The organism is Aeromonas sp. MR7, from assembly GCF_963899385.1.
In the GTDB taxonomy this organism is placed as follows: Bacteria; Pseudomonadota; Gammaproteobacteria; order Enterobacterales; family Aeromonadaceae; genus Aeromonas; species Aeromonas bestiarum.
Genome location: NZ_CAWQXH010000011.1, coordinates 562830 through 589052 on the forward strand (window position 1 = coordinate 562830; position 26223 = coordinate 589052).

27 protein-coding genes are annotated in these 26223 nt (G+C 62.2%); 20 read left to right on the forward strand and 7 right to left on the reverse strand.

Translation table 11 applies throughout. The features are described 5' to 3' along the window. Nucleotides 1–60: 60 nt before the first annotated feature. From moaB to AACW87_RS07615, 12 genes are all read left to right on the forward strand, one after another. Nucleotides 61–567 carry a molybdenum cofactor biosynthesis protein B gene (gene moaB / locus AACW87_RS07560; RefSeq protein WP_241324622.1) on the forward strand — a complete coding sequence of 169 codons (507 nt, stop codon included), beginning with the start codon at nt 61–63 and terminating at the stop codon, nt 565–567. 49 nt (nt 568–616) lie between these two features. Next, a complete protein-coding gene (gene moaC, locus AACW87_RS07565) occupies nt 617–1111 on the forward strand; it encodes a cyclic pyranopterin monophosphate synthase MoaC (RefSeq protein ID WP_241324623.1) in 495 nt (164 codons plus the stop codon). Next, nucleotides 1108–1353: a molybdopterin synthase sulfur carrier subunit gene (moaD, locus tag AACW87_RS07570; RefSeq protein WP_241324624.1), complete on the forward strand. Its 246-nt coding sequence runs from the start codon at nt 1108–1110 to the stop codon at nt 1351–1353. Before moaC ends, moaD begins: the two co-directional genes overlap by 4 nt. 101 nt (nt 1354–1454) lie before the next feature. Then, nucleotides 1455–1934, forward strand: coding sequence for a molybdopterin synthase catalytic subunit MoaE (moaE, locus tag AACW87_RS07575; RefSeq protein ID WP_098984468.1), 480 nt, complete (start codon nt 1455–1457; stop codon nt 1932–1934). Nucleotides 1935–2022: 88 nt separating this feature from the next. Continuing rightward, nucleotides 2023–2751, forward strand: coding sequence for a molybdate ABC transporter substrate-binding protein (modA, locus tag AACW87_RS07580; RefSeq protein ID WP_241324625.1), 729 nt, complete (start codon nt 2023–2025; stop codon nt 2749–2751). A 220-nt stretch (nt 2752–2971) separates the two neighbouring features. Further along, the gene (gene modB / locus AACW87_RS07585; RefSeq protein WP_043138440.1) at nt 2972–3652 is read left to right on the forward strand and encodes a molybdate ABC transporter permease subunit; all 681 of its coding nucleotides are present in this window, start codon (nt 2972–2974) and stop codon (nt 3650–3652) included. After that, nucleotides 3649–4749 carry a molybdenum ABC transporter ATP-binding protein gene (gene modC, locus AACW87_RS07590; RefSeq protein ID WP_241324626.1) on the forward strand — a complete coding sequence of 367 codons (1101 nt, stop codon included), beginning with the start codon at nt 3649–3651 and terminating at the stop codon, nt 4747–4749. The genes modB and modC overlap by 4 nt, the downstream gene beginning before the upstream one ends. 128 nt (nt 4750–4877) lie before the next feature. Then, a complete protein-coding gene (locus AACW87_RS07595) occupies nt 4878–5657 on the forward strand; it encodes an alpha/beta fold hydrolase (protein WP_181003641.1) in 780 nt (259 codons plus the stop codon). Nucleotides 5658–5760: 103 nt separating this feature from the next. Further along, a complete protein-coding gene (parM, locus tag AACW87_RS07600) occupies nt 5761–6804 on the forward strand; it encodes a plasmid segregation protein ParM domain-containing protein (RefSeq protein WP_241324627.1) in 1044 nt (347 codons plus the stop codon). After that, on the forward strand, nt 6797–7615 hold the full coding sequence (locus AACW87_RS07605; RefSeq protein ID WP_241324628.1) for a hypothetical protein: 819 nt from the start codon (nt 6797–6799) through the stop codon (nt 7613–7615). The genes parM and AACW87_RS07605 overlap by 8 nt, the downstream gene beginning before the upstream one ends. Before the next feature lie 45 nt (nt 7616–7660). Next, complete coding sequence (locus AACW87_RS07610) at nt 7661–7954, forward strand: Bor family protein (protein ID WP_241324629.1); 294 nt, start codon at nt 7661–7663, stop codon at nt 7952–7954. Between the two features lie 173 nt (nt 7955–8127). Next, on the forward strand, nt 8128–8418 hold the full coding sequence (locus tag AACW87_RS07615; protein ID WP_017410450.1) for a Bor family protein: 291 nt from the start codon (nt 8128–8130) through the stop codon (nt 8416–8418). Nucleotides 8419–8503: 85 nt separating this feature from the next. On the opposite strand, the gene moeB is transcribed toward AACW87_RS07615, so the two are convergent. Together moeB and moeA are read right to left on the reverse strand one after the other, a co-directional pair. After that, nucleotides 8504–9259, reverse strand: a complete 756-nt coding sequence (gene moeB, locus AACW87_RS07620) for a molybdopterin-synthase adenylyltransferase MoeB (RefSeq protein WP_241324630.1) — start codon at nt 9257–9259, stop codon at nt 8504–8506. Beyond that, nucleotides 9256–10482 (reverse strand): molybdopterin molybdotransferase MoeA, encoded by a 1227-nt coding sequence (gene moeA, locus AACW87_RS07625; RefSeq protein WP_277606743.1) that lies wholly within the window; start codon nt 10480–10482, stop codon nt 9256–9258. Before moeA ends, moeB begins: the two co-directional genes overlap by 4 nt. A gap of 306 nt (nt 10483–10788) precedes the next feature. Here moeA and folE point away from each other — a divergent pair, with 306 nt between their 5' ends. Continuing rightward, nucleotides 10789–11445, forward strand: a complete 657-nt coding sequence (gene folE, locus AACW87_RS07630; RefSeq protein ID WP_241324632.1) for a GTP cyclohydrolase I FolE — start codon at nt 10789–10791, stop codon at nt 11443–11445. Nucleotides 11446–11771: 326 nt separating this feature from the next. Next, nucleotides 11772–13421, forward strand: a complete 1650-nt coding sequence (locus tag AACW87_RS07635; protein ID WP_098984463.1) for a methyl-accepting chemotaxis protein — start codon at nt 11772–11774, stop codon at nt 13419–13421. Nucleotides 13422–13639: 218 nt separating this feature from the next. On the opposite strand, the gene AACW87_RS07640 is transcribed toward AACW87_RS07635, so the two are convergent. Beyond that, nucleotides 13640–15370, reverse strand: coding sequence for a formate--tetrahydrofolate ligase (locus AACW87_RS07640; protein WP_241324633.1), 1731 nt, complete (start codon nt 15368–15370; stop codon nt 13640–13642). A 66-nt stretch (nt 15371–15436) separates the two neighbouring features. On the opposite strand from AACW87_RS07640, the gene AACW87_RS07645 reads away from it, so the two are divergent. Continuing rightward, the gene (locus AACW87_RS07645; protein ID WP_241324634.1) at nt 15437–15868 is read left to right on the forward strand and encodes a hypothetical protein; all 432 of its coding nucleotides are present in this window, start codon (nt 15437–15439) and stop codon (nt 15866–15868) included. Between the two features lie 64 nt (nt 15869–15932). Here the strand turns inward: AACW87_RS07645 and AACW87_RS07650 are convergent, their stop codons facing one another. Beyond that, entirely contained in the window at nt 15933–16835 is a 903-nt protein-coding gene (locus AACW87_RS07650) for a LysR family transcriptional regulator (protein ID WP_043557177.1), read from the reverse strand. A gap of 110 nt (nt 16836–16945) precedes the next feature. Between AACW87_RS07650 and AACW87_RS07655 the strand changes: the two genes are divergently transcribed. The 4 genes from AACW87_RS07655 to AACW87_RS07670 all read left to right on the forward strand — a co-directional run bounded on the left by AACW87_RS07655 (nt 16946) and on the right by AACW87_RS07670 (nt 19951). Beyond that, nucleotides 16946–17506, forward strand: coding sequence for a YceI family protein (locus AACW87_RS07655; protein ID WP_241324635.1), 561 nt, complete (start codon nt 16946–16948; stop codon nt 17504–17506). Continuing rightward, the gene (locus AACW87_RS07660) at nt 17506–18243 is read left to right on the forward strand and encodes a hypothetical protein (protein WP_241324636.1); all 738 of its coding nucleotides are present in this window, start codon (nt 17506–17508) and stop codon (nt 18241–18243) included. The genes AACW87_RS07655 and AACW87_RS07660 overlap by 1 nt, the downstream gene beginning before the upstream one ends. Before the next feature lie 186 nt (nt 18244–18429). Beyond that, a complete protein-coding gene (locus AACW87_RS07665) occupies nt 18430–19551 on the forward strand; it encodes an adenosylhomocysteinase (protein WP_098984458.1) in 1122 nt (373 codons plus the stop codon). Nucleotides 19552–19639: 88 nt separating this feature from the next. Next, the gene (locus AACW87_RS07670) at nt 19640–19951 is read left to right on the forward strand and encodes a SelT/SelW/SelH family protein (RefSeq protein WP_042872344.1); all 312 of its coding nucleotides are present in this window, start codon (nt 19640–19642) and stop codon (nt 19949–19951) included. A 55-nt stretch (nt 19952–20006) separates the two neighbouring features. Here the strand turns inward: AACW87_RS07670 and AACW87_RS07675 are convergent, their stop codons facing one another. The 3 genes from AACW87_RS07675 to AACW87_RS07685 all read right to left on the reverse strand — a co-directional run bounded on the left by AACW87_RS07675 (nt 20007) and on the right by AACW87_RS07685 (nt 24258). Beyond that, nucleotides 20007–21776 carry a lysophospholipid acyltransferase family protein gene (locus AACW87_RS07675; protein ID WP_241324637.1) on the reverse strand — a complete coding sequence of 590 codons (1770 nt, stop codon included), beginning with the start codon at nt 21774–21776 and terminating at the stop codon, nt 20007–20009. 207 nt (nt 21777–21983) lie between these two features. Further along, on the reverse strand, nt 21984–23207 hold the full coding sequence (gene pepT, locus AACW87_RS07680) for a peptidase T (protein WP_241324638.1): 1224 nt from the start codon (nt 23205–23207) through the stop codon (nt 21984–21986). Between the two features lie 595 nt (nt 23208–23802). Next, nucleotides 23803–24258: a hypothetical protein gene (locus AACW87_RS07685; protein WP_241324639.1), complete on the reverse strand. Its 456-nt coding sequence runs from the start codon at nt 24256–24258 to the stop codon at nt 23803–23805. Nucleotides 24259–24285: 27 nt separating this feature from the next. Here AACW87_RS07685 and speA point away from each other — a divergent pair, with 27 nt between their 5' ends. Beyond that, nucleotides 24286–26187: a biosynthetic arginine decarboxylase gene (gene speA / locus AACW87_RS07690; protein WP_241324640.1), complete on the forward strand. Its 1902-nt coding sequence runs from the start codon at nt 24286–24288 to the stop codon at nt 26185–26187. The last annotated feature ends 36 nt before the right edge of the window (nt 26188–26223 follow it).

Consider the following 26223-nt stretch of genomic DNA (forward strand, 5'->3'; position numbering starts at 1 on the left):
AGGATCCTGGCTACTCTCTTCTTCTCTTTGCTCACGGCCCTTTGTTATCAGGAGCTGCCCATGGGACAGAACATGACCGCATTCATTCCCCTCAAGATCGCCGTGTTGACGGTCTCCGACAGTCGTACCAGCGCCAATGACAGCTCGGGCGACTATCTGGTCTCGGCCGTGACCGACGCCGGTCACCAGCTGGCCGATCGGGCTCTGCTCGCCGACAACCTCTATCAAGTTCGCTCCCGGGTCAGCCAGTGGATCGCCGATGAGGACATCCAGGTGGTGCTGATCAATGGCGGCACGGGTTTCACCGATCAGAACTGGGTGCCGGAGGCGGTCGGCGTCTTGTTCGACCGCACCGTCAAGGGCTTTGGCGAGCTGTTCCGTCAGCTCTCGTTTGCCGAGATCGAAGGCTCTGCCATGCAGAGCCGTGCCCTGGCCGGGCTCGCCAACCGCACCCTGGTCTGCTGTCTGCCAGGTTCTCCCGGCGCCTGCCAGCTGGGCTGGGAGCAGCTCATCCGGGATCAGCTCGATGCCCGCACCCAGCCCTGCAACTTCGTGACCCATCTCTGAGCTATGAGCCAGGGATCCCAGCACTCTTTCAGCCTTCAAGGGGAACCTGATGAACCTGACCCATCTCAACCAAAGCGGCGAAGCCCACATGGTGGACGTGACCGACAAGCAGGTCACCGAACGTGAGGCCCGCGCCGAGGCTTTCGTCGCCATGGCACCGGAAACCCTGGCGCTGATCCTGAGCGGTCAGCACCACAAGGGGGACGTGTTCGCCACCGCCCGCATCGCCGGCATCATGGCGGCCAAGAAAACGGCGGATCTCATCCCCCTCTGCCACCCCCTGGCCCTTACCCGGGTGGAGGTAGAGATAGAACCTCTGCCGGCGCACAATAGGGTCCATATTCGCACCCTCTGCAAGCTCTCCGGCAAGACAGGGGTGGAGATGGAGGCGCTGACCGCGGCCTCGGTGTCGGCGCTGACCATTTACGACATGTGCAAGGCGGTGCAAAAGGATATGGTGATCGAACAGGTACGACTGGTGGAGAAAAAGGGCGGCAAGTCCGGCCACTTTCAGCTGGGCGCGAATGTAGGAGAGCAGGCATGATCAAGGTACTGTTTTTTGCGCAAGTAAGAGAGCTGGTGGCCTGTGACGAATTGAGCCTGCCCTGCGACTATGCTACCGCCGAGCAACTGCAGGCGGCCCTGTGTGAGCGCGGTGACAAGTGGGCACTGGCGCTGGAGGCGGGCAAGCTGCTGGTGGCGGTCAACCAGACCCTGGTGCCCCTCGATACCCCCATCAATGATGGTGATGAAGTGGCCTTCTTCCCCCCCGTGACCGGAGGCTGAGGATGAGCGAGATAACGACAGTGGATCGCACCGCTGAGCTGTGCGGTGGCGACGAAGTGGCCTTCTTCCCTCTCCCTTCAGTAACGACCGGAGGCTGAGCCATGTCTCAAGCAACCACGACGCCCGTAGATCGCATCCTGGTGCAGCGGGAAGACTTCTCACTGGCCGATGAGTATGCCCGTCTCGCCACCCGCGCCGACAGTGGCGCCATCGTCACCTTCGTCGGCAAGGTGCGCGACTTCAATCAGGGGGAGGAGGTGAAGGGGCTGGCCCTCGAGCACTATCCCGGCATGACCGAGAAGGCGCTGGCCGACATAGTGCAGGAGGCACGCCGCCGCTGGTCGCTGCAGGAGTGCACCCTCATTCACCGCATCGGCGAGTTGCTGCTCGGCGATCAGATAGTGCTGGTGGCGGTGAGCAGTGCCCACCGCGATGCCGCGTTTGATGCCTGTCACTTCATCATGGATTTTCTGAAAACCCGGGCACCGTTCTGGAAAAAAGAGCTGACCGCCGAGGGGATTCAACGCTGGGTCGAGGCCAAGGAGAGCGACAGCGCTGCCGCCGCCCGCTGGAAGATTTGACCTGTTCATCGTAGGGGCTCAGGTTCAACGGGAACCTTGCCCCTGTTTTCGGGCCTGGTGAGACCAGGCCCACATCAGGAGGAAGGGAATGAAACCGTTGTTATCTGTTGTCATTGCAGGTGTCTGTGCCGCTGCGCTGAACCCCATTGCCGTACAAGCCGACGAGGTGAAGGTGGCCGTGGCCGCCAACTTCAAGGGCACCATAGAGCGCATCGGCAAGGAGTTCACCGCCAAGACCGGCCACAGCGTCATCATCAGCTCTGCCGCCACCGGTGTGCTCTACACCCAGATCAGTCACGGCGCGCCGTTCGACCTCTTCCTCTCCGCCGATGTGGCCACCCCCGAGAAGCTGGAGAAAGAGGGCAAGGGCAGCGATCGTTTCACCTATGCCATCGGCCAGCTGGGCTTGTGGAAGAAGGGCGGTCCGGCCCCCGACGAGGCGAGCCTGCGCAGCTGGAAAGGCAACCTCGCCATCGCCAATGCCCGTACCGCTCCCTATGGTGCCGCCGCCATGGCGACCCTGGAGAGCCTCAAGATCGATCCCAAACAGTACCGTCTGCTGACCGGCGCCAACATAGGCCAGACCTGGCAGTTCGTCGATAGCGGCAACGCCGAGCTGGGCTTCGTCGCCTGGGCCAACCTGGTGGAGGCGGGCAAAACAGGCGAAGCCTGGGCTGTGCCGAACACGCTGTATCCGGCCATCGAACAGCAGGGGCTGGTGCTGAAGAAGGGCGCCGCCGTCGAGGCGCTGGTCGCCTGGCTCAAGGGACCGGGTCAGGCGCAGATCAAGGCTGCAGGCTATGCCCTGCCCCAATAAGGGCATGAGCCTGATGCGCAACCATGAGTGGTCGGCCTTGGGGTCGATCACGCTTTGTCATGAGGATGCACACCATGTCGTTGGCTGATCCCAACCGGGAGCTTGGCGATGAATAAAAGGGATCTGCTGGCGATGACCTGCCTGACTCAGGATCAGGTCTATCGGGGGATCTGCTCATTCGCGGTGTCTGGTGCTGAACTTGGCGTTGGGAGTGAGTTCGATGAGTGAAGGGGATCTGCAGGCCATCTGGCTCACCCTGAAGCTGGCGGCCAGCACTACCGGCATCCTATTGCTGCTGTCGCCGCCGCTGGCCTGGTGGCTGTCCCGCAGCCAGAACAAGCTGCGGCCCTTGGTGGAGGCGCTGGTGGCCCTGCCTCTGGTGCTGCCCCCCACGGTACTCGGTTTCTATCTGCTGCTCGCCTTCTCACCCTCATACGGCCTAGGTGCCTGGTGGCGTGACACCTTCGGTGCACCGCTTGCCTTCAGCTTTCTCGGTCTGCTGCTGGCCTCCATCCTCTACTCGCTCCCCTTCGTGGTGCAGCCGCTCACCTCCGCCTTCGTCAACATGGGCAACAAGGAGCTGGAAGCCGCTGCCACCCTGGGGCTCGGGCCGCTGGAGCGCTTCTTTCACATCATTTTGCCGATGACGCTGCCCAGCTTCGTGATGGCGGCGGCGCTCGGCTTTGCCCACACCCTGGGGGAGTTTGGCGTTGTGCTGATGATCGGCGGCAACATCCCGGGGGAGACCCAGGTGCTCTCCATTGCCCTGTTTGATCATGTGGAGGCGATGGATTACCAAAACGCCCATATTCTGGCGGGCGGCCTGATGGGCTTCTCGCTGGTGATGCTGGTGCTGGTCTATGGCGTATTGCAGCGCCGGCAACGGAGGCTGTTCGGATGAACCCGCCAGCCAATATTCCGCAGGGCCACGCCCTGCACCGCCAGTCCTTGCAACTTAATGCCAGGCGCGAGTTTGGCGCCTTTACCCTCGACTGTGAACTGACCCTCGAGCCGGGGGGTATTCTCGGCCTGTTCGGCCCCTCCGGCTGCGGCAAGAGCACACTGTTGCGCATCATGGCCGGGCTGGATCGCCAGAGCGGCGATCGCCTGTGGTGGCGAGGGCGTGAACTGGCCGATCTGCTGCCCGAAGCGCGTCGCATCGGACTGGTGTTTCAGGATTCGCGGCTCTTCCCCCATCTGAGCGTGCTGGGCAATCTGCAGCTGGCGGCCCGCAAGGGGCGAGGGCGCTGGCAGCCAGAGGCGCTGGCGGCGCGACTCGGCTTTGCCGAGTTGCTGGCGCAGCCGGCTCATGGTCTCTCCGGCGGCCAGCGCCAGCGGGTGGCACTGGGGCGGGCCCTGCTGGCGGAGCCTGATCTGCTGCTGCTGGATGAACCCTTTTCGGCGCTGGATCGGCGTAGCCGCATCCATCAGGCCCACGTGCTCAAGGGGTTGCAGCAGGAGAGCGGCATCCCCATGATCTTCGTCAGCCACGCCATGGAGGAGGTGAGCCTCTTGTGTGATCAGCTGGTGTTGCTGGAGGGTGGCTGGGTGGAGGCGCAGGGGCGGCCGAGCGAGATCTTCGCCCGCACCGATCTCTCGCTCGCCAGTCGCGACGATGCCGGTGTGATGCTGGATGCCACCCTGGCCCACTACGATGACGACGAGCAGATGGCGACCCTGCAGCTCGGCGAGCAGCGCCTGCGGGTCACCATGAATCATGTGCCGGACGAGCGCGGCCCCTTGCAGATCAAGGTGGCGGGGCGGGACGTGGTGATCGCCACCGCCCCCATAGAGCACTCCAGCCTCTCCAACTGCCTCGTCACTCGCTTGCTGGCGGTACGCGAGGTGCGCCCCGGCCAGACTCTGTTGCAGTTGGCGCTGGGGGAGCAGATACTGCTGGCTCGGATCACCAGCCGTTCCGCCACCCGGCTGGCGCTGGTGCCGGAGCAGCAGATATACGCCTATATCAAGGCGGTCAGTCTGGTCAGCGAAGGCTGAGTCGGCGTCGTTCTGGTACATTATGGTGCGGCATGCCCGGTGGGTGCTGGGGATGGCCGCACGCTGGCGGATGACTATCGGGATAAACAAGGCATGGTTCAGGCGATGAGTCGAGAGGCAATGAGCTGATGCGTCGCAATCAGGTGATGAAATCCAACGGTCTTGCCCTGCGCAGTGCGGGGGAGGGCCCCTTGCTGTTGCTGCTGCACGGGCTGGGCTCATCCAGTCTCGACTGGCAGGCACAGATAGAGCGCTTCTCCGAACACTATCGGGTGGTGGCGCTCGACCTGCGCGGCCATGGTCAGAGCATGCAGGAGGGACCGTTCGACGTGGTCACTCTGGCTGCCGACGTGGTGCGCTGGCTCGACGAGCAACCAGAGCCCGCCTGGGTCGTGGGTCTCTCTCTGGGGGCCATGGTGGCACTGGAGCTGGCCCTGCAACTTCCTCACAAGGTACGAGGTCTGGTGCTGGTCAACGGTGTTAGCGAGTTTCTGCTGGAGACGCCGAAGGAGCAGGAGCGTTACGCCCAGCGCCTCAAGTGGCTGCGCTGGTTCGGCATGCGTCCGCTTGCCTGGTGGCTGGGGCGCGAGCTCTTCCCCGGCCCGGATCTCGCCCAGGTGCGCCACACCTTCCGGCTGCGCTTCGTGCGTAGCAACAAAAAGAAGACCTATCGGGCGCTGCTCGACGCCTTGCCCGGCTGGTCGGTGCGCGCCCGGCTCGGCGCCATCTGGCAGCCGGTGGCCATCATCTCCACCAGCCACGACTATCTGCCGCTCGCCAAGCGGGTGGAGCAGTTCGCCTCCCTGCCCAACGCCACCATCCACACCCCCAACGGCCACCACGCCTGGCCGGCAGAAGATCCCTCGGGGTTTAATCATTTGCTTCACCGGATTTTAGAAACTCATTAAACTTGTCGCCCTTTAACCCGTGTATGTGTTGGTCCGATTGCCTTGCCAATGGCATAAGGCAAGGCAATCGGACCCATTTTGCTCTACTAACAGGTATTTCCTCATGTCTGAAGTAATTAAAATGGCCATCGATGATGGTTCAACCAATGTCAAGGTGAGCTGGATTGAGAACAAGGTGCTCAAGACCATCATCTCTCCCAACTCCTTTCGCAAGGATTGGAAGAGCGCCGCATTGCGTAAGGACAAGAAGATCTACAACTACGAGATAGGCAATACCAAGTACACCTACGACGCTACGTCGGACAAGTCATTGGCAACCACCCATGTGGAATACCAGTACGACGATCTCAATCTGTTGTCCGTTCACCACGCCTTGCTACAGACCGGTGTCATCCCCTGTGATGTGGCGATTACCGTGACATTGCCCATTACCGAGTTCTACAACCCGGACGATTGCCAGCGCAACGAAGAAAAAATCGAGAAGAAGCGTCGCAACCTGATGCGCGCCATCTCCCTCAACAAAGGAGAGCTGTTCAATATCGTCAGCGTGGAAGTCATGCCGGAGAGCCTGCCTGCGGCGCTCTCCCGTCTGATCGGCTCAGGTTGCAATGAGTTCACCAAGACGCTGGTGATCGACTGTGGTGGCACCACACTGGATATGGGCATCATAGTCGGTCAGTTTGATGACGTTTCCGATGTGTATGGCAACAACGAGATCGGTGTCTCCATGGTGACCGATGCCACCCGCAAAGCGCTGGCTGCGGCAGACAGTGACTCCAGCTATCTGGTGGCCAACGAGTTCATCAAACGCCGCCACGACATGAGCTTCGTGCGTGATGTGGTCAATGACGAGAGCCAGATCCCCAAGATCCTCGAGAAGATGCAGAACAAGATCGACGAGCTGGGTACCCAGGTTGCTCATGAGGCGAAGAAGTTTGCCAAGAACCCGAACCGGGTCTATCTGGTCGGGGGCGGTGCTTCCCTGATTTATGAGGCGATCAAGGCGGCCTATCCGACCCTGGGAGACAGAGTCGAGCTGCTGGATGATGCTCAATCTGCGCTGGCTCGCGAGATTTGCCTCTACACCACGGAAGAAGACGAAGTCTATCGCGAGGCTGCCGTGATGGCCGAGGTTGGCGATGAGTAGTCAACTCAAGCGCATGACCTTCTCCATCTACATGGATCCGGGTGCGCTGGAGTCTGATCGCTATGCTGTCGGGGTGTTGCAAAACTGGTATCAACGGGCCCGCAAAATCCAGGATGGCGCAGAGGAGTTTGACTTCTCCAAGAGCCGTTTTCATAAGGATATCTACCTTTCCGGCATGTTCATGTATGTGCTGGCGCCCAATCTGTGCAAGGCTATTGCCAATGCACTGGGGCCGGAACAGGTGAGCCTGACCACATTGCGTCACGCCTTTGCCAGTTGTGGTTTCAACTTGGGAGAGGGGAGCTCGGCTGCACCACCCGCCGCCGACGTCATGATCGATCAGATAGTGGCACGGTTGCTTCCCCAGTTGGGACCGGGAGATAACGCCTCGTTGGTAGATGAGATCGTCCATCGCCTTGGTCAGCAATCTTCCACCCCCGCTCAGGACAATCTGGTGGATGAGATTGTGAGCCGCTTGGGCGAGCAGCAGCCTACCGAGTTGTGGGATGAGTTGAGGCAGGGGTTGCCGGCCCCTCTCGACCATGATCAGCTGGCCGAGGCGATCGCGGGCAAACTGCCGTCAGCGGCGGTTGAGCAGGATCTGGCGCCGCTCAAGAGTAGTATCCAGCAGCTCTCCCGTCAGCTTGAAGAGCAATCCAGGCTCATTCGCGAGCAGCATCGACTGATCCAGCGCCTGGCCAGCGCACCTGGCCGTCAGGTTACGACGGTGGGTGAGGCAGAACCCCTGATCGAGGATCTCTCGAGCCAGGTTGCCAACATGAAGAAGGTCAAGGCCAAGGGCATTTTCTAAGTACTCCGCCTCGATCAAGATGCCGTTATCGTCAGGATCAAACAGATGAAACATGTAGTATGGATGGCATGGTGCGCCTTGCTGCTATCGGGTTGCGCCCAGCAGACCTTCTTCGTGCATGCGGGCAACCCGGGGCAACCGACCCGGGAAGTTAGCCATGATTTTGTACTGGCAGGCATTGGTCAGAGTGAAACGGTCAACGCCTCTTTGGCCTGTCATGGCGACCCGGCAAAAGTGGTACGGGTGGAAGTGCAGCAGACGCCACTGGATGGTGCGATGGCGGCATTGACGCTGGGACTTTATACCCCGAGAACTGCTCGGGTTTATTGCAATCTTTGATTTTCTGCCACGTGATATAAAGTCTCATACAAAGCCTTGTTGCCATCTCAAGATTTTGGTAATGTGCGCGCATCTTGGAATGTTATTTATTTATGCCATTGATAATAAAAGATAATGTTTCTTTGTGTGGCTCCGGCATAGCCGGAAATAATAAAGTTGTCAGGGATAATAAAATGAAAAAAATGGTATTGACTGCGGCCGTTGCAATGATGATGGCTGGTTGTGCGCAGCAGGGGTTCACAGTGCATTCCGGTAATGCAGTGAAACCCACGAAGGAAGTGACCCATCATTTCTTCATTTCCGGTCTGGGTCAGAGCAAAACCATAGATGCGGCCGCCGTTTGTAATGGTGCCGATAAAGTGGTTCGTGTCGAAGCGCAGCACACCTTCCTCAATGGCTTGTTGGGTGCGGTTACCTTCGGTGTTTATACCCCGCGTGAGGCTCGCGTTTACTGCGCAGGCTGATTACCCGTCGTATGCACGATGCAAAAAGCCGACCCTGTGGGGTCGGCTTTTTTATTGGCTGCGAGTTATTGGTGACGAGGATCATTTAAGGGGGCGAACAGACAGGGCAGTCGGGGCGTTTGGGCAGCTTCATCTCGCGGAAGGTGCCTGTGAGGCCATCGATCATCAAGAGGCGGCCGCTGTAGCTGCGCCCCGTGCCCGCCAGCAATTTTATCGCCTCCAGCGCCTGCAGGCTGCCCACCAGCCCTACCACGGGGGCGAGCACACCCGCCTCGACGCAGGTAAGAGCCTGCTCGCCAAACAGGGCGCTGAGGCAGGCGTAGCAGGGCTCACCCTCCTGCCAGGTGAAGCTGCACAGCTGCCCCTCCAGCCGGATGGCGGCGCCGCTGACCAGCGGTACCCTGTGCTTGCGCGCGTATTGGTTGAGCAGATTGCGGATGGTCAGGTTGTCGGTACAGTCGAGCACCAGCTGATGGCTGGGTAGCAGGGCATCGAGCAGCGCCTCGTCGGCAACAGAGGCGTGAGTCTCCACCTTGAGCCAGGGGTTGAGCGCGCGCAGGGACTGGGCGGCGGAGTCCACCTTGTAGTGGCCGATGCGCTCATCTGTGTGCAGTACCTGGCGTTGCAGATTGGATAGCTCCACCTTGTCAAAATCCACCAGGGTGAGCTGGCCGACCCCGGCCACCGCCAGATACTGGCTGGCGGCGCAGCCCAGGCCCCCTGCACCTATCACCAGCACGCTGGCCTGCTTGAGCGCCTCCTGCCCCTCGAAGTCGAAGGATTTGAGGATGATCTGGCGGTTGTAGCGAAGGAGCTCGGCGTCCGAGAGAATGTCGCTCACAGCAGCAAGCCCCCGAACGGTTCGACGGTGACGGCTTCACCCGCCGCCACCTTGCCCCGCTCACGTTCAAGCACTATGTAGCAGTTGGCCCGCGACAGTGAGCTGAACACGGCGGAATCCTGGGAGCCTGTGCTGCGCACCTCGAGGCCGTCTGGCCCCTGGCTCAGGATGCCACGCTGGAAGTCGAGCCGACCCGGCGCTTTTTTCAGAGGCTCACTGGCGACGGCCTGCAGTTGCAGCGGGCGCTCGAACTGCTGCCCGGCCAGCTTGGCCAGCGCAGGTTGCACCAGCTGATCGAAGGTGACCATGGCGGAAACCGGGTTGCCCGGCAGACCGAAGAACCAGGCGTTGGGCAGGCGGCCGAAGGCGAATGGCTTGCCCGGCTTGATGGCCAGCTTCCAGAAGCCGATCTCGCCGAGTTCCTCGAGCAATTGCTTGGTGAAGTCTGCCTCACCGACCGAGACGCCCCCCGTGGTGATCAGGGCATCGGCCTCGCGGTCGGCCTGCAGGAAGGCGGCGCGCAGCTGCGCGGGATCGTCCGGTATGATGCCAAGGTCGAGGCACTCACAGCCCATGCGCGCCAGCATGGCCTTGACCCCGTAGCGGTTGGAGTCATAGATGTCGCCATGGGCGAGCGGGGTGCCGACGGGCTTGAGTTCATCGCCTGTGCTGAAGATGGCCACTCGCAGCGGGCGGCGCACGCTGACGGTGGCTATGCCCAAGGAGGCCAGCAGCGGCAGTTCACGGGGGGTGAGCCGGGTACCGGCGCAGAGCACGCTGGCGCCCTCGCGGATATCCTCGCCGCGACGGCGGATATTCTGGCCCAAGGCGGGCGGCACCAGAAAAGTGATCTTGTCACCGTCGGCCTGGGTTTCCTCCTGCATCACCACAGCATCCGTGCCCTTTGGCACGGGCGCGCCCGTCATGATCCGCACGCAGTGACCGGCGGGCCACTCTCCCTGATAGGGCTGACCGGCGAAGGCCTTGCCCGCCATGATGAGCGGGGTGCCGGCAGCGAGATCGGCCAGCCGCACGGCGTAACCGTCCATGGCGGCGTTGTCGAACGGAGGCACTGACAAGGGGGAGGCGATATCTGCCGCGAGCACCCGGCCGAGGGCCTGGGGCAGGGGCACTTGCTCGGTGTCGCAGCAGCAGGCGAGTTGGTCCAGCATCCCTTGCAGGGCATAGCTCAGGGGGAGTAGTCCGCTGGTATCAAATCCCATCGTCATTACCTCTTTGGTGTGGTTGAGGGCGGATTATCCCAAAAATCAGGGTGGATGGGCAGGCTTATCAGGAGCCGACACCAGGCTGCCAGGCACAGGGGTGGCGGAAGAGGGATTGTTTGTTGCAATCCTCCCCGTATGGGGGGGCCATCAAGGGGTAAAAGTCGACGGATTGGCATAAAGTCAGGAGACGGACTTGAGTTAGCTTGAATTATGGCAATAATCGCCGTTTACTATTGCGCCACAACAAAGCGCCGTCACAGACAAGGCGGCCATCACAGTCCCTGAGCGTGGGAGAGGAACAAGATGACGAGCTTAAGCCAGGAAGCCCTGTTGGTCAGGGCAGCCCTCGAGGCCGAGGGCCTCGAGACACCTCTGGTGGCCAATGCACTGGATGGTCAGCAGAAAAGGGAGAAGATCGAAGGCCACATGCGCGCCATCATGGAGACGCTGGGGCTGGATCTGACCGATGACAGCCTGGCGGAGACGCCGCACCGCATCGCCAAGATGTACGTGAACGAGATCTTCTCCGGCCTCGATTACAGTACCTTCCCCAAGGTGACCGTAATCGAGAACAAGATGAAGGTGGACGAGATGATCATGGTGCGGGACATCAGTCTCACCAGCACCTGTGAACACCACTTCGTCACTATCGACGGGCTGGCCCACGTGGCCTACATCCCCCGTGGCAAGGTGATCGGGCTGTCGAAAATCAACCGCATAGTGCAGTTCTTCGCCCGTCGTCCCCAGGTGCAGGAGCGGCTCACCCAGCAGATCCTGCTGGCGTTGCAGAGCCTGCTCGGCACCAAGGATGTGGCCATCAGCATCAAGGCGACCCACTTCTGCGTGAAGGCGCGCGGCGTGATGGACTCCACCTCCTATACCACCACCACCTCTCTCGGTGGCGTGTTCAAGACCCAGCCCGACACCCGTGCCGAGTTTCTGGGCGGCCTGAAAGGCTAGCAGACAGGGGCATGTCGCATCGACATGCCCCTGTTGTCTTCTATCCCCTTTTGCTGTGCCCGACACTTTCGTCAGAAAAGTGCTAAAGCCATGCGCGAATGGGCCGATACAGCTCACCATGCCGGTCTAACGCTGCCCTGGCCATTGCCCTTTCAGGGCAAGGGCGCTTCAGGGGACAGGCCACGGCTACCCCTGGAACTCGCCTCATCCCTGTCATCAGGATGTAGGCGGCTCGATGAACTGCTATGGATGGCAGGTATCCTGATCCGTGCCGGGAAGGCACAGCACAGACGAATACCACTCGCTCACCCATTGCAGGACATGCCATGAACACCATGACCATAGGTAAGAAACTCACCGCAGGCTTTGCTGTGCTCGGCCTGATGATGGCCTTTATCGGCGGCTTCTCGCTGCTGCAGTTTGGCAACATGAACCGGGCCGCTACCGGCTTCACCGACAGCATCCTGCCTGCCGTCGTTCGCACCAGCACCCTGGGTGAGACCATCAATGCCCTGCGCCGCTATGAGCTGGATGTGTTCCTAGTGGCGGACGACCCCCAGCAGAAAGCCCATTACCGCGATGCCAGCGAGCAGAGCCTGCGCGAAGCAGATCGCCAGGTAGCGGCCCACGATGCCACCATCTGGGCGGAGGATCTGGAAGAGCGACGTGCCTTCGACATCGTCAAGGCGGACTGGAGCAAGTACGTCGCCCTGCACCAGCGCATCAAACAGATGCAGGACAACGGCCAGATGGCGGAGGCCCAGCGCATCTTCATGGCGGAGGGGGTCACGCTGTACACCACCCTGTCCAAGTCGGTGGCCGAGCTCATTCGCATCAATCACGGCTATGCCGCCAACTCCCGCGCCCAGGTAGTGGGGGCGTTTGACAGCGCCAAGCTGAGCATCATCATTTCCCTGCTGCTGGGACTGGGGTTGGCGGCCGTGCTCTCCACCGTGCTGACCCGCCAGATCCGCGATCCCCTGGTGATGCTGGCCCGTCAGGCGCAGCGCATCGCGAGCGGTGATCTTGGCAAGGGTGAACTGCAGGAGTGGATCCGCGGCAGTCGCTTCAAGCGTGACGAGCTGGGTCAGCTCGGCGCCGCCATCGATCGCATGCAGGGCGCGCTCGCGGATCTGGTGAGTGAAATTGCCGGCTCGGTGAGCCAGCTCAGCAGCGCCGTGGAGGAGGTGAGTGCCATCTCCGAACAGTCCGCCACCGGCATGGCCCGCCAGCAGAGCGAGGTCTCCCAGGTGGCCACTGCCATGAACGAGATGCAGTCCACGGTCAATGAAGTGGCCCGCAATACCACGGATGCCATGAGTGCCGCCAAGGATGCCTCCCGCACCTCGTCCCAGGGCAACCAGGTGGTGCGCAGCGCCATCAGCAGCATCGAAGATGTGTCGGTCAAGATTGAACAGGCGGGCGCCGTGGTGCAGCAGCTGGAGACCGACAGCGCCAACATCAGCATGGTGCTGGATGTGATCCGCGACATCGCCGGTCAGACCAATCTGCTGGCGCTCAACGCCGCCATCGAGGCCGCCCGTGCCGGCGAGCAGGGACGCGGTTTCGCCGTGGTGGCGGATGAGGTGCGCTCCCTGGCCCAGCGGACTCAGGACTCGACCGCCGAGATCAGCAAGATGATAGAGCTGCTGCAGAGCCGCGCCGCCGAGGCGGGCAGCGCCATGCAGCTGAGCCGTCAGCAGATGCAGGAGAGCGTCGGGCTGGCGCGGGATGCGGGCAGCAGCATAGATACCATCAATGGGGCCGTCACCCAGATCACCGACATGAACACCCTGATCGCCACCGCGACCGAGGAGCAGAATGCGGTGACCGAGGAGCTCAACCGCAGCATAGTCAACATCCACAATGCCGCGGACGAGAACGCCCAGGGGGCGCAGCAGACCGCCCAGGCCTGCGTCGAGCTGAGCAAGCTGGCGACCTCGCTGCATCATATGACCCAGCGCTTCACCCTCTAGGGGCAGGCCGGCGAGTTGTATGGCTACTAACAACAAGGCCCCGCCAATTGGTGGGGCCTTGTTGTTTCCGACGATCTTGAGCGTGGAGGCTGTCGGCTCAGTCCGACTAGCTTGCCGTCCCCGTCGATATCGATACGGCGTTAATCGATGGCTGGCTGTCGAGGCGGTGGCTTGGCCTGCAACTGCTGCCACTGCCACTAACTATCAACCATCAACCATCAGCTCAGTCCGACGATCTCGCCGTTATCATCGATGTCGATATGGCGATAGGCCGGCAGGCTGCCGAGCCCCGGCATTGTCATGATGGGGCCCGCCAGCGCATAGACGAAGCCGGCACCGGCGCACAGCTTCACCTCGTCGATGGGCACCTCGAAATCGGTCGGTACTCCCTTGAGGGCGGGGTCATGGCTGATGGAGAGCGGCGTCTTGGCCACGCAGATGGGCAGGTGATCCCAGCCTGCGGCCGAGAGCGCCGCCAGCTGGCGGCGTGCCTTGTCAGAGAGCAGGACACCACGCCCGCCATAGCCGCACTCCACCAGGGTGGCGAGCTTGGCACACAGGCTCATCTCGTCGGGATAGAGCAGCTGGATCTGGCTTGGCATCTCGCAGGCGGCGACCACAGCACGGGCCAGCTCACTGGCACCCGCGCCCCCTTGAGTGAAGGCGCTGGAGATGGCCGTGCCACAGGCGCCGGCTTGGCGCGCCTCGCGCATCAGCAGATCCAGCTCGGCCTGGCTGTCGGTGGGGAAGCGGTTGACCGCCACCACCACGGGCACGCCATAACGACGGGCATTGTTGATATGCCAGGCGAGGTTGGCGCAGCCTTTCTCGAGGGTGGGCAAGTCTTCCCCCAGCAGGCTCTCGGGCAGCGGCTGACCGGGACGGATATCGAGCAGGCCGCTGTTGGCCTTGAGGCCGCGCACCGTGGCCACCAGCACCACGCAGGCCGGCGCTATGCCGGACTGGCGGTGCTTGATGTTGAAGAACTTCTCCAGCCCCATATCGGAGCCAAAACCCGCCTCTGTCACCACATAGTCGGTCAGTTGCAGCGCCATGCGATCGGCGATCACCGAGGAGTTGCCGTGGGCTATGTTGGCAAACGGGCCTGCGTGCACCAGTACCGGGGTCTGCTCCGTGGTCTGCATCAGGGTCGGCTGCAGCGCGTCTTTGAGCAGCACCGTCATGGCGCCCGCGACTTCCAGCTGCTCGGCTGTGATGGGCTGGCCCTGGCTATCGAGGGCCAGCTGGATGCGGCCGATGCGCTCGCGCAAGTCGTTCAGATCGCTCGCCAGCGCCAGTATGGCCATCAGCTCGGAGGCGGCTGTGATGACGAAGCGATCCTGGCGTTCAACGCCATCGGCGGCGCCCCCCTGCCCAATCGTGAGGTGGCGCAGGGCGCGGTCATTCATGTCCAGGGTACGCGGCCAGAGGATGTTGGCGGGGTCGATATCGAGCCGTGCCAGCCCCGTCCTGGCGGTGAACTCGGCGCCGAGCCGGGTCTCGTGGAACAGGCGGGCATCCAGCGCGGCGGCCGCCAGATTGTGGGCGGCGGTGAGGGCGTGAAAATCCCCGGTCAGGTGCAGGTTCATCTCCTCCATCGGCACCACCTGGGCATGGCCGCCACCGGCCGCGCCCCCCTTGACCCCGAATACCGGGCCCAGGCTCGGCTGGCGTATGGTGGCCATGCTGGGCTGGCCTATGTGATTGAGCCCCATGGAGAGACCCAGGGTGGTGACCGTCTTGCCCTCGCCGAGGGGCGTCGGTGTGATGGCGCTTACCAGCACCAGCTTGCCTGCCTTGCCAGCGGGTAGCCTGAGCAGATCCAGGCTGAGCTTGCCCTTGTAGTGACCGTGAGGGCTGAGTAGCCGAGCCGGTATGCACAAGCGCTCGGCCAGCGCATGGATGGGAAGGCGGGGGGACTGGCGGGAGATCTCGATATCGCTTAGCATCAGCACCTCGTTGGCATGTCAGGTCAAATATGCGGCGCAGTCTAGTGGAATCAACAGGGTTATCCAATGAGTAATAACATTTTATCCGGCAGTCGTGAGCTGCATCTAACGCCCATACTGCTGGATCTCAACGCCCTCTACCACCCGCCCAAGCGGCCGCTCACCGCCCTTGGCATCGTCAGCGCCTTCATGCCGCTGTTCGGTTATGGCTGGCAGGCGATGACCCAGGATCCCGAGACCCACTTTCGCCAGGAGCTGGGCAAGCGCATCAACAAGCACAAGACGGATGAGGCCAATCTCATCCTGATGTTGCAGCTGGCCGGCATGCTCGATTGCCACTGCCTGCACATCGCTCTGCCCTATGCCTTGAGCGAGGAGCAGCTCGCCACCTTGCGCCGCCGCCTGCCGCGCTGGCAACTGGTGCAGACCGATCAACTGCTGGTGGCCGAGCTGCCGCTGCCCGCCGACCATACAGCGTCCCCCGAGACCCACTCCTGAACATCAGCCTCGCTTCCCGCCATGGGAGGCGAGGCCGCTTCCATCATCGAACCAATGCCACCGGTTAGACCTCCCGATCCCAGTAGTGGGGAGCGAGATAGCGCTCCTGCACGAACTCGATAAAGCAGCGCACCTTGGCCGAGACGAAACGGCGGTGCGGATAGAGGGCATAGAGCCCCACCTGCCCCTTCTCCCACTCCGGCAGCAGTGACACCAGCTCCCCCGAGCGCAGCGCATCGCCGACGATGAAGGTGGGCTGCAATATGATGCCCTGATGATCGCAGGCGGCCCGGGTCAGGGCCACGCCGTTGTTGGCGCGAAGCGGCCCCTGCGGGCGCACGCTCAGCTGCTCTCCATCCCGCTTGAAGACCCAGTCCGGCTGGGTCAGGGTGTAGATGAGGCAGTCGTGCTGCTTGAGATCCTCCGGGGTCTTGGGGGCGCCCTTGCGGGCCAGGTAGGTGGGGCTGGCACACACCTCCAGCCTCATCATGGCCAGCGGCTTGGCCACCAGGGAGGAGTCCGGCAGGTTGCCGATGCGCAGCGCCAGATCGAACCCCTCTTCCACCAGGGCCACCCGTCGGTCGCTGTACTCTATCTCCAGCTTCAGATCCGGGAAGCGTTCACGAAACAGCGGCAGGGCGGGGGAGAGGTGCAGGTAGCCAAAGTCCATCGGCACCGACAGCTTGAGGGTGCCCTGGGGCTGCTGGTTGTTGCGGGTGAGCTGGCTGTGGGTCTCTTCGAGCTCCGCCAGCAGGGCTTGGGAGCGCTGGTAGTAGAACTGGCCGGCCTCTGTGGGGTTGACCTGACGGGTGGTGCGCGACAGCAAGCGGGTGGAGAGGGACTCCTCCAGCTGCTGCATCAGCTTGGAGGTCATGGCGACCGAGATGCCGAGCTGGTTGGCGGCCTTGGTAAAACTCTGACACTCCACCACCTTGATGAAGGTGCGCATGGCGGCTATCTGGTCCATCTTTCACTCTCAGTTGATAATTATTTTAATAAATCGCTGATTATCTATTCCGATATGGAGGTTAGCATCTTGGTTGTTGTTGTGAACCCCCAATATGAAGGAACGAACGGATGAAAATGACCAAGGCCCTGCTGGCCTCCTGCCTGTTTATGGCGGCCCCCCTGATGGCGGCCGATTACGATGTCGATGCGGCTCACACCACTGTCCAGTTCAAGGTGGGGCACCTCGGCTTCTCCGAGCTGGTCGGTCGTTTCAACACCTTCAGCGGCACCTTCAGCATGGACGATGCCAACCCGGCAGCGGCCAAGGCAAGCTTCGAAATTGACGCCGCCAGCGTGGACTCCAACCACGAGCCGCGCGACAAACATCTGCGCAGCCCCGATTTTCTGGATGTGAAGCAGTACCCCAAGATGACCTTCGTCAGCTCCGGCTATGAAGGCACCAAGGAGAAGGGCGTGTTGAAAGGCACCCTGACCCTGCACGGCATCAGCAAGCCGGTGGCATTCGAGCTGGTTCACATCGGTGAAGGCAAGGATCCCTGGGGCGGCTATCGCAGCGGCTTCAATGCCTCCACCACCATCAAGCGCAGTGACTTTGGCGTGAGCTACATGTTGCCCGGCATTCCGGACGAGATGAGCATCAACCTGTTCGTCGAAGGCGTGCGCAAGTAATGGGCGCAGCACTCCTGCTACAAACCCTGGCGGCTCCTTTGGGGGCCGCTTTGCTGTCATGGCGCTGGCCACGACTGGGGTATCTGTGGGGCGCCCTGGCGCTCTGGCTGGTGGGCTGCCTGCTGGGTGGCGCCTATGGGCTGCCGGCCAAGGCATGGCAGTGGCTGCCGCTGACCCTGCTGGTGCCGGCGATGGCGGCGCAACTGGCGGACAAGCGGGCCGCGCTCTTGCTGTTCGCGGCGCTCGGTGCCCTGGTGTGGTGGCAGGGGCTCGCCTCTGTGCTGAGCAGTGAGCCTCGCATCTGGCTGGCGCTGCTGCCTGCCATCGTCTGGGTTGGCTGGGCTGATTTGCGCGGTGACAGCCGCGAGGGGCTCGGCTTTGCGCTCGGCTTCATCTGGCTGGCGCTGGTGATCGGCATAGACGGCAGTTTGCTGATTGCCCAGCTGGCGGGGGCCCTGGCTGCCTTTGCCGGTTTCCGTGCCCTGCTTGGCGCCTTTGCCGGCGTCAAGGCGGCGCCTGCCGCGCTCGGGTTGGCACTGGCCTTCATGCAGATGCTCGCCTGGCAATACGTGGAAGTGCCGCTTGCGGTCTTGCTGCCGGTCTGGCTGTTGCCGCTGCTGGAGTGGGCCTTGCGCAACAAGCCCTGGATCCAGCGTTGGGTCCTGCTGATCCTGCTGGCGGGAGTCGGCACCGGATTGAGTCTGTGGAAGGTATGGCCCGAGGCCTCTTTGTACTGATTTTTAGCATAAAAAACAGGCAATTAACCCGAAAGTTGACGACTTCGTCATAGTCTGCACAGATAAAGATTGAGCCCCCTTGTGGATTCAGATAAAAAGGATTTTCAATTATCTGGACACACACAGAACCCGGTCATGCCGGGTTCTGTTTGCCTGCTTGTTTGCGGCGCGCTAAGGAGGCCACAGTTGCGCAGTCAAGGATCTGAGCATCTGTTTTTTCGCCATTTCACCGAGCAGGGACGCCTCGACGGCCTCTGCATCCTGCTGGTTACCCATCTGCTTCCCGATCGCCCCCAGTTTATCCAGGCTCTCGATCAAATCGGGCGGATCGGCGCCATCCTGCCCAAACCCAAGTCAGTGCACGGACCGACCCTGACCTGGGCCCAGCAGCACTACCCGGTGCTGCCGCTCAACCGCCAGTGGACCAACACGCCGCAGGGGGTGATAGAGCACATAGCCCCCCTGGTTGCCCCCCATGAACGGTTGATCATTCTGGACATAGGCGGCTACTTTGCCAAGACCCAGGCGACCCTGAGCGAGTATTTCGGCCCCCGTTTCCTCGGGGTGGTGGAGATGACCGAAAACGGCCATCAGCGCTACGAGCAGGAGGTGCTGGCCACCCCTGTCATCTCGGTGGCGCGCAGCCCCCTCAAGCAGGCCGAGGATATCCAGATCGGCCTGAGCGTGGTCTACTCTGCCGAGTCCCTGGCCCGCACCCTCAACCGTACCTTCAACGTCTGTCAGGCCGCCCTGTTCGGCTATGGCAAGGTGGGGCGCAGCATCGCCCGCGAGCTCAGGTGCCGCAACCTGCACCTGGAGCTGGTGGAGACAGACGTGCTGCGCCAGGTGGAGGCGCTCTCCCACGGCTTCAAGCTGGTGGGCAAGGCCGAGGCGTTGAGCCGGGCCGAGCTGGTGATCTGCTCCACCGGCAACGGTGCGCTGGATCTGGCCGACCTGCAGCAGTTGCGCCCCGGCGCCATGCTGGCCTCGGTCACCTCGGCCGACGACGAGTTTGCATTTTGTCTCTCCCAGCTGCCCTGGCCGAGCGAGGAGGTGTGCCCCCATGTGCTGGCGCTGACCCGGCCCGATGGCAGCACCATCTTCCTGCTCAACCGGGGGGAGGCGGTCAATTTCGTCCACGGCGCCGTCATCGGCGAATACGTCTATCTTGTGCTGGCGGAGATCATCGAGGGGGTACGTCAGCTGGCGCAGCAGCCGCTGGCTCCCGGCCTGTTCGATCTGCCGCAGTCCACCATGCGCACCATAGCCCGCCACTGGTTGACCGATTTCCACGGGGTCAGCCAGTGAGCCAGGCGCTGCTTTTTGCTATTGCAGCCGGCATGGCGGGCCATCATTATCCCCATTTCCCGCTGGCCGATTTTTATGGAGTCACCCAATGACAGAGTCGTTAACCCCCATCAGCAAGCCCCGCATCGAGATCCGCTACTGCACCCTCTGTCGCTGGATGCTGCGCGCCGCCTGGCTGGCGCAGGAGCTGCTCTCCACCTTCGACAGCGATCTCGGCGAGGTGGCGCTGGTGCCCGCCAGCAAGGGGGAGTTCCGCATCCTGGTCAATGGCGTGCTGGTGTGGGACAGGGTGGCCGACGAGGGCTTCCCCGAGGCGAAAGAGATCAAGCAGCGGGTGCGCGATGTCATCGCCCCCGAGCGGGATCTGGGTCACTCGGATCGCAAACCTGCCGCACAGTGATGGCGGTGGCTTGCACAACAAACAGGGAGGCTGCGGCCTCCCTGTTTGTTGTTGGTCAGTCCACGGTTGAGCATGTTCCGCCGCGCTCGGCGCTGGTGGTCGGTGTGGCGCCTTGAGTGCGGATCGGGTCACCCAGGGGGCTGCCGATATAGCGGGCCCGCTTGTGGGGTTTGAGGCGGCTTGTGTCCACCCACACCAGGCCGTCGATGCAGTGGTTGAAGTCGGGGTCTATGCCGAAATCCATGAACTGCACGCCGCCGGGCTCGCACAGCTCGGAATACTGCTTGTAGAGGGTGGGGATGGCGCAGCCCAGATTGTCGAGCCGGGCCTTGAGCTCCCGCAGATCGGCGGCGTAATCCTGCCCTGCAAACAGCGGCGCTGTGGCGGGGTAGGGGCGGCGCGACGGGGCTAGTGCCAGCTCGGGGGCAAAGTGCTGGCGGTAGAAGCTCACCAGCAGATCCTTGGCCGCCGGCGGCAGGTTGCCGGACAGCGACACAGGGCCGAACAGATAGCGGTAGTGGGGATAGCGGGCCAGGTAGGCACCTATGCCGAACCAGAGGTAATCCAGCCCCCGCTTGCCCCAGTAGGCGGGCTGGATGAAGCTGCGGCCCAGCTCGATGGCGAGCTCCAGCCGGGGCAGCAGCTTCTCCTCGAAACCGAACAGGGTGTGGCTGTAGAGGCCGACCACTCCCTTGCTCGCCATCAGCTCGGCCACGGGGGCGAAGCGGTAGGCGCCTATGATCTCGAGCCGGGCCGGATCCCACAGGATCAGGTGGTGATAGTCATCGTCGAAGGCGTCGAGATCCCGCCGCTTGCCCGAGCCTTCTCCCACGGCGCGAAAGGCTATTTCCCTCAGCCGTCCCAGCTCGCGCAAGATCACCGAGTGGCTCAGCTCATGGCGCCGGTAGAGGTAGATCCCCTGGCCGTCCGGGGTGTGGCCGAGGGCCTCGCAGGCCTCGATGGCCTGCTTGAGCTGACGGCGCTCCTCCGGCAGGGCTATGGGGGCCTCGGTCGCGAGTTTGCCCCGCTTGCCCTTGCCGATCCGGTAGAGGTGACTGCGCACCAGTTGCGCCGCCGTCTTGGCGGGGAGTCCGGCCAGGCTGGCCGGCGGAATGCGCGCCCCTATGGTGACCGCAATGCGCCCGCCCTGCTGGCGAAACAGCTGCTTGACCAGCAAGAGACCCGCCCAGGCGTTATTGAGCCAGGCTGCGAGATAGAAACCCAGACCGTTGCGCCCGCCCAGGTGGATGGGTACCAGCGGGGTGCGGGTACGCTGGGCCAGTTTGATGAAGCCCCCCTGCCAGGGGCCATCCTTCACCCCCCTGGGGCCGAGGCGCGACACTTCGCCGGCGGGGAAGATGACCAGCGCCCCTTCGCTCGCCAGATGTTCACTCATCGCCAGGATGGCGCGTCGGTCGGTCTTGCCCCCCAGGTTGTCCACCGGCAGCAGCAAGGGGCGCAGCGGCGCCAGCTGGGCCAGCAGCTGGTTGGCCACTATCTTGACGTCCGGCCGGATGCGACCTAGCAGGCGCAGCAGCGCCAGCCCGTCCAGCGAGCCTATGGGGTGATTGGCGACGATAATGACCCGGCCAGAGGTCGGTATGTGCTCCAGCTGTGTCTCGCTCACCCGGTAGTCAAAATCGAGCTGCTGCAGCGCCTGTTCAACGAAATCGAGTCCGCGCAGATGGGGGTAGCGGCCGGCAAAGTGCTGGAAGGCCTCTTCGTGCAGCAGCCAGCGCAGGCCCCGGCCGAGCAGGGGGCGCAGCGGCGTCTTGTCCGGGAGGTGGGGCAGGTATTGTCGTAGCAGGGTATCGACGCTGAACATGGGCAAAGCTCCGGTGAACCTTTGCCCCAGCATGTGCGGTTTCTGTTCCCGCCATGTGGCAGCGGTATGACGGTTTGATGGCAGGGGCAGGGAATGGCCGTGTTCTGTTCCCTCCCTTGCTGGCAGCGGTATGACTGCTTGCTAGCAAAGAGGGGAGCCGGTTAACCGGCTCCCCTCTTTGTGGTCATGGTAGCGCTGGCTACCCGATTAACCGCGCCAAGCCGAAGTAAGGCGCACCAGCTCGACCAGGGTGGCGACCGCTTTCTCCATGGATTGCAGCGGGATGAACTCGTGCTTGCCGTGGAAGTTGTGACCACCGGTGAAAATGTTGGGGCAGGGCAGGCCCATGAAGGAGAGGCGGGCGCCATCTGTGCCCCCGCGAATGGGCTTGATCTTGGGCACCACGTCGGCGGCCTGCATGGCGGCCCTGGCCAGCTCGATGATGTGCATGTGCGGCTCTATCTGGCTGCGCATGTTGCGATAGCTGTCGGTCAGGGTGAGCTCGATGCGTGCCTTGGGGGCATCCAGCTGCGAGGAGGCGACCCGCTCCTTGAGCTGGGCCTTGCGGGCGGCGAAGCTGTCGTCATCGAAGTCGCGGATGATGTAATGCAGGGTACTCTCCTCCACAGTGCCGCTCATCTGGGCCAGGTGGAAGAAGCCCTCGTAGCCGTCGGTCGCCTCCGGGGTCTGCTCGGGGGGCATGGCGGCGTGGAAGCGGGCGGCCAGGGTCTGGCTGTTGATCATGCTGCCCTTGGCGGTGCCTGGGTGCACGTTGTTGCCGACAAACCGCACAGTGGCGCTGGCGGCGTTGAAGTTTTCATACTCCAGCTCGCCTAGTTCACCGCCATCGACGGTATAAGCCCACTTGGCCGGGAAGCGGTCCAGCGGGAACAGATCGGCGCCGCGGCCTATCTCCTCGTCCGGGGTGAGGCCGACCCAGACGTCGCCACGGGGGATCTCGGGGTGGGCCTGCAGGTGGGCGATGGCGCTGAGGATCTCGGCGATGCCCGCCTTGTCGTCGGCGCCCAGCAGGGTGGTGCCATCCGTGGTGATGAGATCCTGGCCCAGGTAGTTTTTCAGGCAGCGATACTGGCGAATGGCCAGCACCTCGTCCCCTTTGCCCAGACAGATGTCCCCTCCCTGATAGTTCTCGATGATCTGGGGCACCACCTGCTCGGCCTCGTAGTCGGCGGTGTCCATGTGGGCAATCAAGCCGATGGCCGGCGCATCCGGCTGGTTGCCCGGCAGGCAGGCGGTGAGGTAGCCGTGCTCGTCCAGGGTGACCTGGGTCAGCCCCATCTGCTGCATCTCACCTTGCAGGGCGCGGGCGAAGATAAGCTGCCCCTCGCTGCTGGGACAGACGGGATTGGTCGCATCGGAGCGGGTATGAAAAGTCACGTAACGCAGAAAACGCTCAAGCAGGGTATCCATTGGCAAGCCTCAAACCTGTGGTGAAGGGCCATTGTGGCCAATCTTGCCGGGGCGCTTATTGCGTCAGCGCAGTTTTTGTCACATTTTTTGGCGAAGATGTGGCGTGAAGCGTGTAAGGTAGAGCAAGCGGTGGCTACTGATATTCCATGCAGAATAAAATAACGAGAAATCGGCATTTTTAAGCGCGTTGTAAATAAGCCCCATCCGGTGTGCGGCGTGGCGCCACAAGGGCTCTGCCCGAGGGGGCCAATCCCGCGCTATTTTCAGGGGCAAGAATGGCCTGCGGGCGAGCCTCGGCATCCCAGTGCCAGCCTCATCGGCAGCAAGATTTGATCGCCTTATTAAAAGCAGTTTTTGAACACTATTTTTTATTGTCACCGCTGGCGGTAAGTGTGTACACTCCGCGCCGATCCAAGGGTAACCCTGAAGCAGGCAGAGGCCGCCAGAAACCTGAAAGATCATACGCCTATAGGGCGAGGCACGCAGAAACGACAGACACTGCTGGGGTATGGTTTCTTTAATACCGGTTAGGCTCCGGTATCAGGGAGAACAACGGACACTCATTATCCATCTGACCGAGTGAGCCAATGGCTCATCATCTTCCCTTGTCATGGGCGGTCACTGGTGTTGAGTTGGGCTGTGGTCGTGGTCGTCCATCAACACGCTTGCGTGCTGGCGTCTTCGCTTTCTTCTTTGAAACCTCCCTTGTCGTCGTGATGCGGCCGAATGATGAACTGACGGCGTGGCTGATGTCGTCTGTCATCAAAGTACCGCGGCGCTGTTTGCGCAGCACCGCATACCGTTGAGCTTGATGTAAAGCCACCAGCCCCACATCAAGACTCGTTACTTCCCAAAATCCACCAGGCAGCCACAGGCTTGCCGCGATGTGCAAAGAGATGGTCTGGATGTGACAGAGAGTCACGGTCGAGGTCAAGCGGCCCTGCGCCGCGGGCTCAGACAGATGACTTTCCAGACGCCAGCAGGCAGCCTTGGCTCGCCACGCTTTGCACTCGATGGTCTGGATGTGATTGAGGGTAACGAAGGCGGCCACCGGCCGCTCATTTGCGAGGCATAGCCCATGACTAACTGGTCCAGCAAGGACTCCTTGAAGGTCTACAACGTTCCCTACTGGGGTGCGGGTTTTTTCAACATCAATGACGCCGGTCATGTGACCGTCGCTCCCGACAAGTCACGCCCTGACGCACATATCGTCATCTCTGATGCCATCGAACAGTTGCGTCAGTCCGGGCTGACCACCCCAGTGTTGCTGCGCTTCCCCGACATCCTCAAGAGCCGGGTCGATGCGCTGTTCAACGCCTTTGGCCAGGCCATCGAGAAGTCAGGCTATGAAGGGGACTACCTGTGCGTTTACCCGATCAAGGTAAACCAGCAGCGTCGTGTCATCGAGACCATCAGCCAGTCCTACAGCGACAAGCCCCGGCTTGGCCTGGAAGCTGGTTCCAAACCGGAACTGCTGGCCGTGCTGTCCCATCACCATGAGCAAGGCTCGGTGATCGTCTGCAACGGTTACAAAGACCGCGAATATATCCGCCACGCCCTCCTGGGCAACCTGATGGGCCACAAGGTCTATATAGTGGTGGAAAAACCCTCCGAGCTGGAAATGGTGCTGGACGAGTCAGCTCGCCTCAACATCAAGCCCAACATAGGGGTGCGTGCCAAGCTTGCCTCCACCGGCTCCGGCATGTGGGAATCGAGCGGCGGCTCCATGTCCAAATTCGGCCTCTCCGCCTCCCAGATCCTGGCGCTGGTCGAGCGTCTGCGCAGCGTCGGCAAGCTGGATTGCCTGCAACTGCTGCACTTCCATCTGGGCTCCCAGATCGCCAACATCCGTGACATCCAGGGCGGTATCCGCGAGTGCGGCCGCTTCTATTCCGAGTTGCGTCGTTTGGGCGTGCCCATCGACGTGGTCGACGTGGGTGGTGGTCTGGGTGTGGACTATGAGGGCACCCGCTCCCAGAGTCACTGCTCCGCCAACTACAGCCTGTCCGAGTACGCCAACAACGTGGTGTGGGGCATAGGTGATGTGTGCCGCGAGTTCGACCTGCCGCACCCGACCATCATCAGCGAGTCCGGCCGTGCCCTGACCGCCCACCACGCCGTGCTGGTCACCAATCTGATTGGTGCCGAAGGGGTGGAGATGAGCGACATCAGCGCACCGGATGACGACGCCCCCACCATTTTGCAGAACATGTGGAAAGGCTGGCTGGACCTGCGCAGCGAAGATCCCTCCCTGCTGGAGATCTTCCACGACTCTGTGGCGGATCTGGGCGACGTGAACACCCAGTACACCATGGGTCTGCTCAACCTGGAGCAACGTGCCTGGGCCGAGATGCTGCACCAGAACACCTGTCTGGCGCTCAAAGAGCTGCTCAACCCGGTCAACCGCAACCACCGCGCGCTGGCCGACGAGCTCTCCGAGAAACTGGCCGACAAGTGCTTCGCCAACTTCTCCCTGTTCCAGTCCCTGCCGGATGCCTGGGGCATAGGTCAGGTGTTCCCGGTGATGCCGCTGACGGGGCTCGAGCGTCCGCTCACCCGCCGTGGCATCCTGATGGACATCACCTGTGACTCCGATGGTCAGGTCGAACACTATGTCGACGGCCTGGGGGTCGAGAGCACCCTGCCAATGCCGGAGTACGCCGAGAACGAAGTGTGCCACGTCGGCTTCTTCCTGGTCGGTGCCTACCAGGAGATCCTGGGGGATCTGCACAACCTGTTCGGTGACACCCACTGCGCGGAAGTGTGGCTCGACGAGGAAGGCAAGATGGACATTCGCAACGTGGTGCGCGGCGACACCGTCGACCAGCTGCTGCGTTACGTCAACATCGACCCGTCCGTCATTCGCGAGAACTACCAGCGCATCGTCTCCCACCCGGCGCTGGACGATGCGACCCGCAAGGCCCTGCTCGACGAGCTGGAGCTGGGTCTGCAAGGCTACGCCTATCTGGAAGACGAATAAGCCTCCGGCTTGTTCGCCCCGTCGGTGGAAACAAAA